Below are 18562 nucleotides of genomic sequence, written 5' to 3'. Positions count from 1 at the left end.
AAGTTTAAAACTTACGTGTGTTCAGGTTCTTGTCGACCAAAACGCCATCAATAGCTTTCAGATCAAACTTCACGGCACGTTTCGCTTTCAGCTTCAGAATAAACAGATCGTTTGTTCCTTCAAGGGCTTCTTTAGCTCCAAGGTTAACGAATGTAGGATAGAGTGCTTTTGTACCATTGGTATGGAGTCTGTCGTAAGTCAGATTTTCCATTGCTTTAAGGTTCAAAGGTTCGACACCTACAAATTCATAATCTTGCTGATTGTATGGCAACGCAAAACTCAAGGCATTTACAGAACGGAGGTTGACACCTTTTACAAGCACTTCAACCACATCACCCTTACTGTAATTTCGTTTAGCCGTACTGATCTCAATAGTACCATCCAGTTTCTCAATCGGTTCATCACTGACACCATCTTCCAATTGTGTTGCCACAACAGAAATGTCATAAGCATCGATCAAACCATTCTGGTCGATATCACCTACGCTGATATAGCCTTCATAGTCGGAATCACCTTTTCTCAGACCGGTATAGTTGGTATACGAAGTTAAATCGTTATTATCGATCTTACCGTCGTTATTGATATCACCCTGCAAACGGCTCTCTGTTCCAGGAACTTTAAATACATACAATTCTCTACCCGAACCATAATTGTTCACACCTTCCGTTACAGCCAGTTTGATATAGCGTGCAGTCGGGCGCTCAGTAAATGTAAATACTTTCACATCACCATTACGTTTCCAGTCTATTGCTCCGGCCTCAGTCCAATTCTCTTTATCCATACTGTAATATACAGTACCTTTCAGAATCGTTCCGTTACCACCGTCGGTACGTGGCAGGTATTCGAATTTATCCAACTGGTTCACAGTTCTCAAGTCGATAATCATATCATATGGCAGCGCTTTTGCTCCATACTTCGTATGCCACATATCACCCAATTCGGCAAAGTCGAACAAACGATCGATATCAAATCCTTCCTGATTCTTCGCAGTTGTTTCACCCTTGATTCCGTGAAGAGCAAATTCCAGCGGGTTCGCTTTTGTCTTAGCGCTGAATTCAGCCCAATCCGAATAGCCATCCTTGTTTACGGCACGGATCTTGAATGCGTAGTCGGTTTCAGCAGCCAGCCCGTCAAACAGCAACTCAGTATCCTTAATTGTTGTATACAACATGCCATTGAACTCTATTTCATAGAAATCGGCATTCGGCACTTTGCTCCATGTAGGTTTCAAAGTGTAAGCTTCAATATTCTCGGCAGTAATCTGAGCTGCAGGAGCAGTCAGCGAACCGGACGTAACTCTGTAATTATCGGCAGGCGCATACTGGAAGCCTTCGATATTCATCACAACCTGATTTTTAGTAATGTCAGTAGCAGCCAACTTCACAAGAAGCTGAGGATTCTTAGTGATTACCTTCTTTTCAAATTCACTGCCTTTCGTAGCAAATTTATTCAGATTAGGAGCAGCATCATAGAAGTATACATTCTCACCTTTCTGGAAATCATCCATAGAGAGCACTTCGATCAACTTCACTTTGCTTTTGCCCACCTGAGCAGAAACTTTCTTTGGTTTGGCAGTAATATTTACCCTAAACTCAGTAGCTTTCTCTTTTACAAAACCGTCGAAATCACCCTGTGTAGGACGAATAGAAATCTTCACATTGTTTTTCGAATCAACATTTGACTCAATGAAAGTTGTGGCACCTTTACCATCCTTATATGCTTCCGATACACCGTCATCATCATATTCAACAGTCATCATGTGCTTATACGGATAGATCTCGTAGATACGAAGTCCTTTGTTGATTTCAGCAACGTTATTGTTAGGATTGGTCATCGGGATAATAGCTCCGTTCTTCACAAATACCGGAAGTTTCCAGAGAGGAGCAGCAAAGTTGTTGAGTACACAGTTACCCTGATATTTTTCTCCGGTGAAATAATCGATCCATTCTCCTTCAGGCAGATAAATACCGTCACGGATATCATTCCCTTCAGCATCTGCTTTTGTGGCTTTATAGATAGGTGCTACCAGGAAGTCGGTACCATACATAAACTGATACTGCGTGGCTGTACCCAGAGTATAAGCATTCGGATATTCCAGGAACATAGCACGAATAAGCGGCATTCCGGTTACAGCTTCTTTCGCAAAACTATAAGTATAAGGCATCAATTCCGATTTCAGTTTCAGATACCAGCGGTTGATAGAAGTGGCAGGTTCGCCCAAAGCATGCGGATATTTTTCGTTCGATCCCCATCCATCCATATTCAGCTGCATCGGAGTGAAAGTTTTCCACTGGAAGTCTCTGGTGTTGACAATCATATTCTTGCCGCCGAAGATACCATCCATATCCGAAGAGATGTTAGGCTGACCTGACAGACCTGAACCGATATAAGTCGGGATGTGGAAACGGATGTACTCCCATACACCGCCTGTCTGGTCGCCCGACCAGATTCCGGCATATCGTTGTGTACCGGCCCAACCATCGAGTGAAATAATGAACGGACGGGCATCATCTCCGTAATAAGGCATAATATGACCTACGTCTGCCACACCATTCAGTCCGAAGGAATATCCCCAGCCTACCCATGCAACGTCTGTTTTCAATACACGCACACCGGCATCTCTCACTTCCTTCACAATATCTCTTTGCAGCAATGCACTCACACCTTCTTTCGGATGCAAGTCAGACTGTGTCCACAAACCGATTTCGACACCATTCTTACGAGCATAGTCGCCCAGACTTTTCAGATTCTGGATGTTTCCGTCAAGGGTTTCGGTCTGTCCGTATCCGGCACCATATCCGTCGTTTGGCAGCAACCAGCCTAAAGGCATGTCATGATTCTTATAGCGATCAATCACTGCACGGGCCGAGAACTGATAATTATTCTTTTCTCCGTTCAATGATTCCTTGATTCCACCATTATCTTTCTGGCTTTCCTTATAGCGTTTTCCGTCTTCGAACAAGATTCCTTTTTCGTCTTCCTTCCAGTAGTCACGGTTATAAGCATTCAAGTGACCCTGATAAAAACCGAACTTAGGCAACAACACCGGATTACCGGTCAATTGATAAAAGTCATTCAGAATCCCTACGGCACCATCACTAACCATATAGAATACATCAAGGTAAGGAGAATCGTGCATAAGCTTCACTTTACCTTTTTCTTCCGCACCGAAATCATATTTACCCGGTTTGAAAGTATACCACATCATACCATAGCCGTTAGTAGACCAATAGAAAGGTGTGGGTGAAGCTACTCCACCGTCTGTCCAGCTATTTTCGTTTACAATATTAATTGCTTTTCCTTTGTGCGAAAAACGTCCGTTCTGCACACCGCCGCCATAGAAATATTCGTTGGGGTTCTCTTTCAGAGTTACAGTAACTTTTCCTTTATCAAAAAGTACCGGTTCGGCTTCTTCAAAAGCTACGGTATTCTTTTCCAAGTCGATCACTTTCATCAAAGAGGTATTCTTATCGATTTCCACCTTGATTTTCCCCGTAGTGATAGAAAGGAGATTACCGCCATCATTTAAGTCAAGCGTAGAGACTGTGTTTCTGGGATTATTTACCAGAATTTGTGCTTCAGGTTTCGCTTCCGGATCACGGATGATTCCTCCATCATTGTCCTGAAATACTCTGAAGATGTTCTCTCCGTAGAAATCGAATGTCATTCTCTGGTTATTAGAGAACAGTACTTCAATCGTAGTCGGATTGATTTTCTTTGCACTAACGATCTTCAAGTTTTGTTGTGTCACTTCTCTAACGATTTCGGACCGATGCATAGCCTGCATAGGCGAACCGGAAAACATCAGAGGCAAAGCGAGAGCGAAGAGCACTGCTTTTCGCTGCTTACAATTACCAATTGCGTTCTTCATGATTTTTACTATAAAATTTCAACTAAATATTACTCCATTCTGTCAATAGATTGAATACGCAAAAATAGGCAAAAGTATTCAGAAAAGGCATATTCTATGAAAATAAATACAAGTAAATACACTTGCTTCCTATAATTCAAGAAACACCTTCACACTCTATGCCCGTTTCCTCCTAATCATCAATCGAAAAACATGAGGGTGTTTTTCGATTGATGATTAGAACATAAGACTATCCGGTCAGCAAGATAAAACACTTACCTTATTACCTAATCCAACAACCGGTTCGGAATAGCGGTACGTTACTTCCCAAAACACACATTATTTATAGAGGAAATTAGCCAATCAGAATGAAAATCTTAACTTTGCAGGACAAAAATGAAATCATATATGGAAAAGCTAAAAATGGAATCTGTGAGTATCGCAGAGGACAGCCTGAATAAAATAGCCGAACTCTTCCCGAACGTAGTCACTGAATCGATGGGTAAGGACGGACAGCTACATAAAGCTATCGACTTTGATAAACTGAAATTCCTCCTTACAGCCAACCAAGCAGAAATGGGAGTGGTATATGATGACGACGAACGTTACGAATTAACATGGGTGGGCAAGAAGCAGGCGATAAGAGAGGCGGCGCATCCTATCCGCAAAACATTGCGTCCCTGCCCGGAAGAGAGCAGGAATTGGGAACAGACCCAAAACCTATACATCGAGGGAGACAATCTGGACGCAATGAAACTCCTGAAAAAGAGTTATGCAGGAAAGGTAGACGTTATCTATATCGATCCGCCTTACAACACAGGTAAAGACTTTATCTTCAATGATACATTCGCTCTTTCACAGGAAGAATCCGACGAGAAACAGGGAAGATATAATGAAGAAGGACAACGATTGTTTCAGAATACGGAGGCTAACGGAAAGTTTCACTCCGATTGGTGTAGCATGATGTATGCCCGGCTGATGCTTGCCCATACCCTGTTAAATGATAATGGCATCATTTTCATTTCCATTGATGATCACGAACTGGCAAATCTGATTAAAATAGGCAATGAAGTATTCAATGCTTCTAATTTCATCGATGTATTTAATTGGGCAAAGACGGAAACTCCGGAAAATCTCTCGAAAAAAAGCAAGCAAATCATCGAATACATCGTCTGCTATCAGAAGAAGAAAAACGACATGAAATTCCAGGGTCTGAAGAAGGAGTCGGTCAGTTCAAATGGTCTGTTGAATCAACCGAATTCCGTCGGCATTCTGACTTTCCCCGCCAACAAAGTAGTTACTTCCATCCCCGACGGAGTGATCAAAGCGGGCATGTACGGAACAGATGCGTATGACGTGGAATTACTGGAAGATACCACCGTACGTGACGGACTGTTTACAGCCCCCGTCAAGCTGAAAGCCAAATTCAAATGGAGTCAGGAAAATCTGGAGAAAGAGATAAAAAAAGGAACAACCATCAAAATACCGACTCTTAAGTTAAGTCCTTCGTACGAAAAACTGGAATATGACCCGGAAGTTCCACCCAACCTGATTAATTACAAAGTAGGAGTTGAAACTAATGAGCAGGCCGGTAACTATCAGCTACAGTTCTTTGATAAGAAAGTGTTCAACTTTCCGAAACCTGTCAGTCTGATTCAATATTTATGTGAGTTTATCGACACCAAAAACAAAGATTGTATTGTGATGGACTTCTTCTCTGGTAGTGGCACTACTGCCGAAGCGGTTATGCGGATGAACATGAAACCGCGTAAAAACAAGGTGAAGTACATTCTCGTACAACTGCCGGAAGATGTGACTGAAACAATAAAAAAGGCCAAGACTCCCAGTGAAAAAGAGATCATGCAAAATGCGATCGACTTTCTCACGGAAAAGCATAAAGCATTGAACATCTGCGAACTGTCCAAAGAGCGTATTCGACGTGCCGGAGACACGATTGAGGCGGAATGCAACCAACTTAAATTAAAGAACCGCCCGGACATCGGTTTCCGTGTTTTTCGGATTGCCGACAGCAATATGAAAGACGTATATTACAGTGCAGGGGAATATTCACAAAGTGATTTGTTTTATTTCACAGACAATATCAAAGAAGACCGTACCGGACTCGATCTGCTTTATGGTTGCCTGACCAACCTGGGACTATCCCTGTCACTCCCACACAATGAAGAGGATATAAATGGATATACGGTTTATTCTGTCGACAAGACCGAATTAATGGCATGTTTTGCAGAACAGATTCCCGAAGAAGTCTTCCGTGAAATAGCCGGTAGGCAACCACGCCGGGTCGTCTTTCGGGATGCCTCGTTCAGGGATAGTGCCGATCGCATCAACATAGACGAGATATTTAAAACGTTATCTCCCGGTACTATGATCGAGATTCTTTAAACAGAGAAGGAAGATACAGAAATGAAATTAAAATTCAAACATCAAAAGTTTCAGGAAGACGCAGCAAAAGCGGTATGTGATGTCTTTGCCGGGCAGCCATACAAGATGCTCGACTATCAAGTAGAGACCCGGAAGAAAGACGGACAGACCAGTTACGAAAGATTTACAGGATTCCGTAACCACCCTGTCGTACCCCAACTCACAGATGAGATGGTTCTGAGACATATCCAGGATATCCAGCGTGCCCAACAAATCAAACCGTCGGAAGCGCTGGAAGGGAAATACAATCTCACCATCGAGATGGAGACAGGAGTCGGCAAAACATATACCTACATCAAAACCATCTTCGAACTGAACAAACGCTACGGTTGGTGCAAGTTCATCATTGTCGTACCCAGTGTTGCCATCCGCGAAGGAGTCCACAAAAGCCTGGAGATTATGAAGGAACACTTTGCCTTGGATTACAGCACCCCTCTGTCTTATTTCATCTACGACTCCAAACAGTTGGGTGAATTGAACGCATTTGTCACAGACAGCAGAATCCATGTAATGATCATCAATTCACAGAAGTTCAATGCTACGAACAAAGACGCCCGCCGCATCTACATGAAACTGGATGATTTTGGCGGCAGCTGTCCTATCGATGTGATTGCACAGATGAATCCGATACTGATTATCGACGAACCCCAGTCGGTAGAAGGAGCCAAAACAAAAGAGGGATTGAAACGATTCAATCCCCTGTTCACACTGCGTTATTCGGCTACACACCGCGAACTCTATAACCTGATCTATCGCCTGGACGCGATGGAAGCTTACAACCTGAAACTGGTTAAGAAGATTGCCGTCAAAGGTATTTCCATCAGTGGAACAACAGCCACCGAAGGCTTCGTCTATCTGGAAGGTTTAAACCTGTATCCGGACAAAAATCCGACTGCCAATATCGGATTCGAAATAAAAAGGACCAAAGCAGTGAATCAGGTAGTACGGGCTCTGAAAGTAAATGATGACTTGTACGCTAAATCAAACCGTCTGGAAGAATACCGGAACGACTATGTAATTACAGATATCAACGGCGTTGAAAATTCCGTCACCTTCCGGAACGGCATCAAGCTTTATGCAGGTGACATAACGGGTAGCGTCAACGAAACTCAACTACGACGTATCCAGATACGAGAAACCATCTTATCACATATTAAGAAAGAACAGGAACTGTTTGAGAAAGACATCAAAGTTCTCTCCCTTTTCTTCATCGATGAAGTAGCCAAATACCGCCAGTATAACCCAGACGGAAAAGGAGAATATGCCGAGATTTTCGAACAGGAATATACCGATATCATAAAGCACTTGGACCTTTCGTTATTCAATCAGCCGGAATATATCAATTATCTAAAATCGACCGTGGCATCAAAAGCTCACGAAGGGTACTTCTCCAAAGATAGAAAAGGAAAGCTGATTGACAGTAAAACCGAGCGGGGAACCAAAGAATCGACAGATGAGGAGGCATACGATTTGATTATGAAAAATAAAGAACGCCTGCTTGACCGAAAAGAGCCGATCCGCTTTATTTTTTCACATTCCGCCCTGCGGGAAGGATGGGATAACCCGAACGTCTTTCAAATCTGTACCCTGAAACAAAGTTCGGCAGAGGTACGCAAGCGTCAGGAGGTGGGACGCGGGCTGCGCCTCTGCGTAAACGGACAGGGAGATCGCATGGACGCCAACGTTTTAGACAAAGAAGTACATCGTGTCAACCTACTGACCGTGATAGCCAGTGAATCGTATGAATCGTTTGCCAAAGGCTTACAGACAGAAATGGCAGAAGCCATAGCCGACCGCCCACAAAAAGTAACTATCCAATTATTCAAGGACAAGACGCTCCGATTGCCTAATGGTGAAACCATCATAGCAACCGAAGATATAGCACAAAGTATCTACGACTCTTTACTTGAAAACAAGTACATCAAGAAAGGAGAACTGACGGACAAATTCTATGATGACCGTAAACAGGGAGAAGTGATTTTCGACGATGAGCTCACCGATTATAAGGCGTCTATCATGACCATCCTAACCTCTATCTATAATCCAAGAGAGATGCAGCCGGAGGATGCAAGGAAATACAACATAAATCTTCGGTTGTCGAAAGATAAACTTGAAAACAGCAAACTTCAGGAATTGCTGAAGCTGCTATGCAGTAAGTCAACCTACACCGTAAAGTTTGACGAAAAAGAATTGGTAGAGAAAGCAATCGGGAGCTTAAATGAAAAGTTAAGAGTACCCCAGCTCTATCTTTCTGTCATTACAGGCCAAATGGACGAAATCAAGTCTAAAGCAACTTTGGTTTCGGGAGAGGCATTTAAAGTAGATCCCAATCAGGCGCACTATGAAAAGATAGATGCCATGGCAAACGATCAAGTAAAATATGACTTGCTCGGTAAACTCACAAACGCCACAAATCTGACCCGAAAGGCAGTTGCTCAGATTCTTGCCCGGATAAAACCGAATGTATTCGCCCAATTCAGAAATAATCCCGAAGATTTTATTATTAAGGCTTCGGAACTGATTAACGAAGAAAAAGCGCGTCTGATAGTACAACATATCGAATATAGCCCAATCGACCAGTACTATGATGTATCGGTCTTTACCCAGGCAGCTGTTCAAGGATGTTTGGGAGTAAACACAATGAAAGCAGATAAACATCTGTACGACCATGTGAGATTCGACTCTCGAAATGAAAAAACATTCATGGAAAAACTGGAAGAAAATGACGAAATAGAAGCTTATGTAAAACTACCCAACAGTTTCTATATCCCTACTCCAATGGGAAAATACCATCCGGACTGGGCCATCGTCTTCAAACAAAAGTTGTCGAAGTATCCTTATTTTATAGCCGAAACCAAAGCCAGCGATTCTTCCCTGCAAGACCGGGAAATAGAAAGGGCAAAGATAGAATGTGCCAAAAAACATTTTGCGAATGTAAACGGTGGAAAGCTTAAATATGATAAAGTAAGTTCCTTCGAGGAACTTTTGAAAATTGTCGCACAAGATCCCGTTTAAATCCAATAAAATAGCATGTTTCATTCCTTCCAGACCTCCATTGCCGGCATCGAATTGCCCCACTTGTTTACTTATCCCTTCCATTACACTCCTCATCCGTTATGTGTAATGGCAGCAGGAGAAGTACAGGCTTACATAAATAAACAGACAAGATGGAAAGAAGAATTGGACAAAGGAAAAATGTTCGGCGTATTGATAGTCCGTACTTCTAACGGACAAATGGGATATCTGGCTGCTTTCTCGGGTAGCTTGTGCGGAAGCAATTCACACTCTTTCTTTGTACCACCGGTATACGATTTGTTGCAACCGGATGGTTTCTTCAAGATAGAAGAAGAACAAATCTCGGCTATCAACCGCCGAATCGGACAATTGCAAAACAGTGACCGGTATGTGAAACTCCAACAAAGGCTGGCGAAAGAGACAGCCTCATCACAACAGGTATTGACCGAAGCGAGAAAGACCCTGAAAACGGCAAAAGAAAAACGGGAACAGCGCCGGCAGCAGCAACCGGATGAAGATGAACAAGCTGCCATGATACGCGAAAGCCAATATCAGAAAGCAGAATTCAAACGTCTGGAAAGATATTGGAAAGAGCGAATCTCCGAAGTGAAAGCAGAACTGGAAAGTATTTCATCGCAGATTGAATCTCTCAAAGCAGAACGCAAAAACCGTTCGGCGGCATTGCAGCAAAAGCTATTCCATCAATTCAGCTTTTTGAATGCCAGGGGAGAAAGCAAGAACTTGTGTGCTATCTTCGAACAAACCATTCAGCAGATACCACCTGCCGGAGCAGGTGAATGTGCCGCGCCCAAGCTATTGCAATATGCTTACCTAAATGGATTGAAGCCCATTGCCATGGCCGAATTCTGGTGGGGAGAATCACCGAAAACAGAAATCAGGCGTCACGGTTATTACTATCCGTCCTGCAAAGGAAAATGCGGGCCCATTTTACGTCACATGTTACAAGGTCTGGATGTCGAACCGGATCCTTTGGCAACAGCCCCTGCCCCGCCAAAGGAAATAGAGATTCTCTTTGAAGACGAATGGCTTCTGGTTATCCATAAACCGGAAGGACTACTCTCCGTACCTGGAAAATCGGAGGAACTGTCCGCCTACAGTCTACTCAGAGCCCGCTATCCTGAAGCTACGGGACCGATGATCGTACATCGACTGGACATGGCAACTTCAGGATTGTTGTTGGTAGCCAAAACCAAGGAAGTACATCAGCACTTACAGGCGCAGTTTGAAAACCACAGCATTAAAAAGCAGTATACAGCACTGCTGGAAGGTATCTTACCGACAGACGAAGGAACCATCGATCTTCCCATTTGTCCGGATCTTCTTGACAGGCCCAGACAAAAAGCAGACAGAGAATCAGGTAAAAAGGCTGTCACCCGATACTGCGTAATAGATCGCAAAAACGGACGAACCCGTATCGCTTTCTTCCCGCAAACGGGACGTACACATCAGTTACGCGTTCACTCCGCCCATCCGTCAGGTCTGAATTGCCCCATCGCAGGCGATGAACTCTACGGTAAGAGAGCGGAGAGGCTTTATTTACATGCGGAACGTCTGGAATTTATCCATCCGATGTCCGGACAACGAATATATATTGAAAAGAAAGCTGACTTTTAACAAATAACCAATGATAGAACAACCCCACATACACGAGTATGACGAGCTTCTTCAGGTTTGGGAGGAGGCAGTTCGCACTACCCACCACTTCCTGACCGAAACGGATATACAGTTTTATAAACCTTTGATCCGGAACGAATACTTTGCCGCAGTACAACTTTACGTCATCCGTGAAGATGCGGGAACCATCGCTGCCTTCATGGGACTAAGCACCGATTGTATCGAAATGCTGTTTGTCAGTCCTAAGGCCCAGGAACAAGGCTATGGCAGTGAACTGGTTGAATTCGCCATCCGTGAAAAACACATTTATAAAGTAGACGTAAATGAGCAAAACACGGCAGCATTAGGATTCTATCTACATCGAGGATTTGAAGTGACAGGCCGCGACGCGTTGGACGGAACGGGAAAGCCATTTCCTGTTTTACACCTGCAGATCCCTCCTGTCCGGCTGCGAAAAGCAAGGATCCAAGATATGGGTTTGCTGCAAACAGTGTTTACACAAAGCGTACAGAACACTTGTTCTGCCGATTATAATCACCTACAGATTCAAGCATGGATCGGACGAGGAACTCAACAACGTTGGCAGGAATTATTTCAAAGTGACTTATGTTTTCTGTTAGCAGAAGATATCAGACAATCACAAATAGCCGGATTCACCTCTATCAACCCTAAAGGGTATCTGCACAGCATGTTCGTCCATCCCCAATATCAGCATCGGGGTATCGCTTCCATTCTGTTGAGAAAAGCTGAAGAGTATGCCCGCAATTGTCGCGCTGTATCGGTTCACTCGGAAGTAAGTATCACCGCCCGGCCTTTTTTTGAAAAACACGGATATATCACCGAAAAAGAACAAACGGTCGATGTGAACGGCATAGAAATGACTAATTTCTTGATGTATAAACGAATTTAACAGAACAGACTGAGATTTTTTTATAGCTTTGCGACAGATAACTATTTAAAATCAGCTCATGTTACAATCCCAATATCTGTTTCTTTCGCTTCTTTGCCTGCTGGCACCGCTCCGGCTTCATGCACAATTCATGGATTACGGGTCGGATCCCGCCCGGTTTAAATGGAACATAGCGAAACTGCCTCACTATGATCTGGTATACCCGCAAGGAAATGATTCAATGGCCTATCGATATGCTCTCTTTCTTGAAAATGTATATCCCCATATGTCCAAGACCATCGGAAAGCCGATCAAAGCCCGTTTCCCGGTCATTCTCCATCCGGCCAGCATGCAATCCAACGGAATGGTTTCCTGGGCACCGAGACGGATGGAACTGATTACAACTCCTTCTTCGGACCTAAGTACTCAAAGCTGGGATAAACATCTGGTATTGCACGAGTCGCGCCACGTATTCCAGACCGGAAAGGTGATGCATGGTATCTTCAAACCTCTTTATTATATAATAGGTGAACAGGCAGCCGGTGTGGCCTCCTTTTTTCTTCCGGTGTGGTTTCTCGAAGGAGATGCAGTAAGCACCGAAACTGCCATGTCAAACGGCGGACGGGGACGTCTTCCGGAATTCAACATGATCTATCGTGCCCAATTATTAGCAGGCGGAAAGCCTTATACTTTCGACAAGTGGTTAATGGGATCTTACAAAAATTATACAGGAACTTATTATGCATTGGGCTACGATATGGCTTCATATGCCCGCCAGCGTTATGGAGCTGATATCTGGGATAAAAGTACCAGCCGTTATGTCCGGAATTTATTATTTGAAGGCTCATTCAAGCATTACACAGGAAGCAGTTTCAAACGGCTTCAGCACGACACATTCGATTTCTTGCGGAAAGAATGGGAAAAACAGGATACCTGTACACTTGTGCCCGACTACCTCTCTTCTACCTCAAAAACCTACACCTCTTATCGATATCCCCAATCGATCAATGACAGTGTAATTATTGCCGTCAAATCCGGACTGAAAGATATAAACTCTCTGGTAGCCATCAGCAACGGTAAAGAAAAGCATCTGAGTTATATCGGAAGTATCAATAGTCGTCTCAACTTCCGGAACAACCGGATTTACTGGAGTGAATTGGTTCCCGGGCTCCGTTGGACGCACGAGAACTATTCCGTTCTGAAATATTATGATTTGGATAAAAAGCAGATAAAAACAATCACCCCGCGCCAACGTTATCTGGCCCCGGCTATCGACAAGTCCGGTCGGACCATTGCGGTCTCCCGCCCCACTGTAGAAGGCAAAAACCAACTTGTATTGATAAATGCAGAAAAGGGAAAAGAGCTATCCTCTTTCGACGTACCTGACAACGCATTTATCAAAGAACTCACATTCGGAGAAGGCCTTGATATTTTCTCCATAGCCGTAACCGATTCGGGAACCAGTCTGTTGGAATTCAATCCGCGGTCCGGAGAGTGGAAGGAGTTGATAAAAACCACCTCGGCCAACATCACCTCTCCTACTTGGAAAGACGGAAAACTCTTTTTTGAGTCGGGAGCCAACGGCACAAATAATATCTACTGTCTTCATCTCTCCGACAAACAGGTTTATCGGCTGACAGCCGCTCGTTTCGGTGCATTCGATCCTTCATTTTCCCAGTCAGGCAACCATCTGCTTTTTGCTGATTATCAAGCAGACGGATACCGGATTGCTGCGTTGCCGACTGACAGCTTACTATTTGAAAAGGCCGATTTAGCCCGTCCTGCTCCGATGCCATTCGTTGAAACATTGGCTGCTCAAGAACAGTTCAACCTTGACTCTACCCGTCTGGATAGCATTGATTTCACCCCCAAACGCTATCATAAAGGTACACATACTTTCAAGATACACAGCTGGGCACCTTTCTATTATGATGTGGCCGAAGCAATGAACAGCAGTGCAAGTGATTTAAGTACAATTGTCAAGCCGGGAGCAACCATTATGTCACAAAATACACTGAACACTGCCATCATGCAGGCCGGCTGGTATTATGACGAAGGCTACCATCACGGTAAACTGTCATTCACCTATCAGGGCTGGTTCCCTATAATAAATCTTGCTGCCGACTATGGTGATAAGGCTTTCAATATCGGCTGGACCAAAAATGACAAAGGTCAGGATATCACCAAAGGATATTATCCCGGACGCAATCTACTGGAAGCGGAAGCGCGAGTTTACCTCCCTTTCAACCTGACACGTAACCAACGCATACGAGGCATACAGCCTGCTTTTACTTACTATTTCACAAACAATAAGTATCAGGAGTATCATAGTGGAAAGTATCGCAACTTCCAATACATTCTCCCGGAAATCCTATTTTATGATTACAGACGAAAAGCACAACGCGATATCCTTCCCCGAAACGGTTACCAGCTTCGGCTGCAATACTTGAAAACCCCGTTCAATAAGGAGAATTTCGGTAGTCTGTACGCTGCCCGGCTGACTACCTATTGGCCGGGTATCATCAGGAATCACGGATTGATGCTACGCTTGGGTTACCAATATCAAGACCTTGACAATAAATCACTGTATCTCCCCAAACATCTGCTGGAAAAGCCTCGCGGATATCATTTCCAATATCAAACCCGCCAACAATGGGCCTTCAAAGCAGATTATGCTTTACCCCTGCTTTCGCCCGACCTGAGCATCAGTTCACTGATTTACATACGCAGGCTGCGTGCAAATCTTTTTTATGACTTGTCACGTAACCAAGCCAGTCGCAAAAGTAACTGGAGCACACAAAGCTCTTACGGAGGCGATCTTATTTTCGATTGGAATGTGCTACGTATGAGTTATCCGCTCACGACAGGCGTACGGCTGATCCAGCCGATCGACTATGGAAAATTCCAGGTAGAAGCACTGTTTTCAATCAGCTTCTAAGATTGAAAACAGCCTACTCTACCTCAAAATCTTCCGAACTGAAGTTTCCATAACGCCTGCCGGTGATAGCGGTGAACTTCAGTACACAATAGTCCGGATCTGTAACGCCAAGCGGATAGTAGAGCGTATCGCCTTCTCTCCATATCATTTCTTTAGTGGAATTATCTGTAAGCACTTCCATCTTACCTTTCAGCATAACTCCCCTAAAAAAGCGAGAGTCACAGAAGTAGACACAAGCATGATGGTTCTTCAGGTATTGAGTGGTACGCATAGAAGAGGTATTGGTGGTAAAATAAAGAATCCGGATACCTTCACGCTTCCGGGGCTGTAACATTGCTTTAATATTGGGGAAGCCTTCTATATCAACAGATCCGATAAATGCGATCTTTTGCTTATCAATCAGATTCCCAATCGTTTTCTCTACATCTTTCATTGTTCTAAATTTTAATAGTTTTACACTGACACAAAGGTACAGAAAGAAAAAAGAGGGTATGTGACAGAAACAAAGGCAGAAATGACACTTTTTATGGTTTATGTCCCCTCCGGTAGCCCAAAGGAGTTTCTCCCGTATACCGGCGAAAACAACGGCTGAAATAAGAAACCGTTTCATAATTCAGTTCGAAAGCTATTTCGGCAACCGGCAAATCCGTGTAAGCAAGCATCCGCTTTGCTTCTTCCATCACTTTATTCTGAATATATTGCTTGGCGCTTATCTGCATAGCGGTACTCACTATTTCATTCAGATAGTTAGGAGTAATACACAGTCTTCCGGCATAATACCGCACGGTACGGTATTCACTGAACCCACGGTCGACCAACTGTACAAACTGAACAAGATACGGACTGCGGCCTTCCTTGTTTATCCCTGCATCCGATACGGTCTGCACGTAAAAACGGTCAAGCAGCATCAACGCTTCATAAAGTTGCGCTCTCAACACATGAACGTCATTCTGTCTGAACAGATCAATCTCCTCCTTAATAGATTGCAGAAGTTGCAACATACGCAGAAAAGAGCGTTCCGGCAAATGTATTTTCAACGATTCCTTCACCGGATTGAAAAAGGAAAGATGCTGCACAAACAAAGAATCTTTAAAGAAAGAAGATAAAAACTCTTCTTCAAATATCAGAGCATATCCATTCACAATCGCATTTGTATCCCAGCTACGTATCTCTCCCGGCTTGGAGAAGAACACATCTCCCACACCGCCCCGGTAGGTATGATTATCAAGAATGAAACTTCCTTCCCCTTCGGTGATAAAGGTAATGTCATAATAAGTCAGGGTATGAACAGAACTTTTAACGACATATTTCTTTATATCTTTCAGTTCTACTATATCCACCAGCAACTCACTGCCGTACTTATTCTTTAAAAAGGTATATCGAGGGATAAGTTTTTTCATAACCTTGTCTTTCAAACTATCTGAGAGCGACAAATATACAAACTGTAAATGGATAAGCTCTGTCAGTCACTCATGAAATCATTCTGTCAGCTACAACATTATTATAAATAAGGTATAATCGTTATGTAAATACCCGTAATGATAGCCGAAGTGATTACTCCTGAAATGTTTGCACCCAGTGCATCCCCCAGGATGAAAGAGTTCGGATTATCTTTACTTACCAACTTCTGGGCAACCTTTGCCGTAGTAGGCACACAACTCACGGCAGCAATACCGATCACCGGATTATAGTTTCCTTTCTTAATGAAATACATGATGTAACCACCCATGATTCCCCCGATACCCGACAATAACAAAGCAAGCATACCCAACACCAAAAGTTTCAGAATTTTCGGATCGAGCAACAAATGGGCGTCACAGAGCACACCCAACAGTAATCCCAGCATAAAGGTAGAACCATAAAGCAACGGACCACTTACAAAATCATAGATATGCTTCATGCCGGACTCGCGTACAGCTACCCCTAAGAACAGAGAAAAGAATAGTGGAGAAGCAACCGGAAACAAGAAACACAGCACAGCACACAGAATAGCAGAAAAGGCAAGTTTCACTTTCGCGTCATAATTTTTAGGAGCTTTCTTCTCCACCATCTTGATAGCACGCAGACGTTTAGGAATCAACAGCTTTACCAAATAAGGATATCCCCCGTATGTTAATCCCAAATACAGATAAGCCACCACCGTAATAGGCACAAACAAGTGTTTGGCCAAGGCAAGCGAAGTAAACAGCACCATCGGTCCATCGGCTCCGCCGACCATTGCAACAGAAGCGCTTTCCTTTAAAGACAACCCCAGACCCGAAGCGATAGGCACTGTAAGGAAAGTCCCCAACTCAGCACAAAGGGCCAGGAAAATACTGGCAAACGGTTTCTGCAACAAGAATCCGACATCGAGCAACGTACCGATTCCCATAAACACAAAGCAGGCTATCAATCCGTTACTAAACGTCAATGTATATACCGGTTGCAGAAAGTCAATCTGCATCGTATTCATCAACGCGTCCGTATCCGATAACATAGGGTCCAGAAAAAGGTTCCCCAATGCTCCGTCGGGCATAATCAGTGTTCCGCAATTAATGGCTACCATCCCCAGTCCCATCGGAATCATAACCATCGGCTCAAGTACACCCTTCCAGCCCAGATAGATGAGCAGAAATCCCAAAGCTATTAAAAACATACGGGCACTGGCCAGAAACCATCCGCTGGCCATCATTGTTCCAAATCCCTGAAACAGGGTTCCAAAGTCTATACTTTCCATACTATCAAGATTTATTTGTTTTTATTGGTTGAAGATGCTTTCTTATTGTTCTTTTTGTCATGCTGTAACATTTGTTCTTCTTTGCGAAGAAACATGGATCTTGTATCTTCCGGATAAAAATAATCCATCAGTCCGCGTTCCGGCTCACCGGGACTGACACCGTGATAGAACCCGCGATTGTCTCCGGGATGTTTGGTGATGCCCCTGCTGAAGTCTTCACGCCCGTCACTCCCGTACTCCTCGTCGCTAAGGGCACTTTCGGTTATCAAGACAGCTACTTTCTGATGAAGTTTCCGAATACGTTTCAACCGGGCAAGCTCTTCCTGATGTGAACTGTAGAAAGCCAATGAATCAGCCGCAGAAGCAATCAGCTTTATTACTCCGGCAACGAAAAAGCCAATGACGAAGGTAAGCCCCATCATGGCAAAAGTGGATAACAATAAACTAAACATAACATGGTATGATTTTAGATTGAAAAAATAAAATGCAACGAATGCCGACTGCCGGAGGGAGACAAGACACACTTCCCCGGCATTTATCGGAACAGATAAATGGGGTTACCCAATCACTTCAATACGGAAGTGTGAAACCGAAAAGCTAAATCAGGATATGCCCTAACGAGTATACATAATACCCGCTGGAATATTTAATGAAGTTATGATTGAAATCCGGATAAGCATCTCCCTTCTCCGACTGGCGGATATGAAAGGTATTAAGCAAGCGGATGGCAGTCTGTAATTTAAGTTTTAATACTTTGGATGAACCGAGTTCCCGTGAAAAAGAACCGTGGGGAAGGATGGCATCACTCACTTTCGAGTCAGCCGTCTGGTCGTTGAATAAAGAGTGGTCTCCGGCACATTGCGATATAAAGGTTGCAGTAACTCCCGCAGGAAGTTCCGCGTTCTCTTCTGCAGGGGCTGTGCAACCGGCTCCATACATTAAGAAGATACCTATCAATATGCAGAATACGTACTTTATCATAGTGACCGCAAACGTAGTAATAAATTTGAGATAAAACAGGATTCGTTGTTTAATTAACGAATATTTTATAATGATTGTTCCCGGTACAGACAGATA

At 43.7% G+C, this 18562-nt stretch carries 11 protein-coding genes; 5 read left to right on the top strand and 6 right to left on the bottom strand.

Going from position 1 to position 18562, the window contains the following annotated elements; genetic code table 11:
* Positions 1 to 4 precede the first annotated feature (4 nt).
* Complete coding sequence (locus tag DBK98_RS09630) at positions 5 to 3871, bottom strand: TIM-barrel domain-containing protein (protein ID WP_005809861.1); 3867 nt, start codon at positions 3869 to 3871, stop codon at positions 5 to 7.
* Between the two features lie 387 nt (positions 3872 to 4258).
* Here DBK98_RS09630 and DBK98_RS09625 point away from each other — a divergent pair, with 387 nt between their 5' ends.
* Genes DBK98_RS09625 through DBK98_RS09605 form a run of 5 tightly spaced genes read left to right on the top strand, consistent with a single transcriptional unit; the run spans position 4259 to position 14769 of the window.
* Positions 4259 to 6253 carry a site-specific DNA-methyltransferase gene (locus DBK98_RS09625; protein WP_005809863.1) on the top strand — a complete coding sequence of 665 codons (1995 nt, stop codon included), beginning with the start codon at positions 4259 to 4261 and terminating at the stop codon, positions 6251 to 6253.
* A 21-nt stretch (positions 6254 to 6274) separates the two neighbouring features.
* Complete coding sequence (locus tag DBK98_RS09620) at positions 6275 to 9307, top strand: type III restriction-modification system endonuclease (protein ID WP_005809865.1); 3033 nt, start codon at positions 6275 to 6277, stop codon at positions 9305 to 9307.
* A gap of 15 nt (positions 9308 to 9322) precedes the next feature.
* Positions 9323 to 10942, top strand: a complete 1620-nt coding sequence (locus DBK98_RS09615) for an RluA family pseudouridine synthase (protein ID WP_005809867.1) — start codon at positions 9323 to 9325, stop codon at positions 10940 to 10942.
* Positions 10943 to 10952: 10 nt separating this feature from the next.
* A complete protein-coding gene (locus DBK98_RS09610; protein ID WP_005809869.1) occupies positions 10953 to 11852 on the top strand; it encodes a GNAT family N-acetyltransferase in 900 nt (299 codons plus the stop codon).
* A gap of 58 nt (positions 11853 to 11910) precedes the next feature.
* Entirely contained in the window at positions 11911 to 14769 is a 2859-nt protein-coding gene (locus DBK98_RS09605) for a hypothetical protein (RefSeq protein WP_032536812.1), read from the top strand.
* A gap of 13 nt (positions 14770 to 14782) precedes the next feature.
* Here the strand turns inward: DBK98_RS09605 and DBK98_RS09600 are convergent, their stop codons facing one another.
* From DBK98_RS09600 to DBK98_RS09580, 5 genes are all read right to left on the bottom strand, one after another.
* On the bottom strand, positions 14783 to 15202 hold the full coding sequence (locus tag DBK98_RS09600; RefSeq protein WP_005775889.1) for a pyridoxamine 5'-phosphate oxidase family protein: 420 nt from the start codon (positions 15200 to 15202) through the stop codon (positions 14783 to 14785).
* 91 nt (positions 15203 to 15293) lie between these two features.
* Positions 15294 to 16169: a helix-turn-helix transcriptional regulator gene (locus DBK98_RS09595; RefSeq protein WP_005818741.1), complete on the bottom strand. Its 876-nt coding sequence runs from the start codon at positions 16167 to 16169 to the stop codon at positions 15294 to 15296.
* Positions 16170 to 16270: 101 nt separating this feature from the next.
* Positions 16271 to 17485 carry a sodium ion-translocating decarboxylase subunit beta gene (locus tag DBK98_RS09590; RefSeq protein WP_005775879.1) on the bottom strand — a complete coding sequence of 405 codons (1215 nt, stop codon included), beginning with the start codon at positions 17483 to 17485 and terminating at the stop codon, positions 16271 to 16273.
* An 11-nt stretch (positions 17486 to 17496) separates the two neighbouring features.
* A complete protein-coding gene (locus DBK98_RS09585) occupies positions 17497 to 17937 on the bottom strand; it encodes a LapA family protein (RefSeq protein ID WP_032529855.1) in 441 nt (146 codons plus the stop codon).
* A 145-nt stretch (positions 17938 to 18082) separates the two neighbouring features.
* Entirely contained in the window at positions 18083 to 18466 is a 384-nt protein-coding gene (locus DBK98_RS09580; protein ID WP_005818739.1) for a hypothetical protein, read from the bottom strand.
* Positions 18467 to 18562: the final 96 nt, after the last annotated feature.

The sequence above is a fragment of the Bacteroides sp. PHL 2737 genome (assembly GCF_004115325.2).
In the GTDB taxonomy this organism is placed as follows: Bacteria; Bacteroidota; Bacteroidia; order Bacteroidales; family Bacteroidaceae; genus Bacteroides; species Bacteroides hominis.
This window is presented reverse-complemented; position numbering and strand designations above follow the sequence as displayed.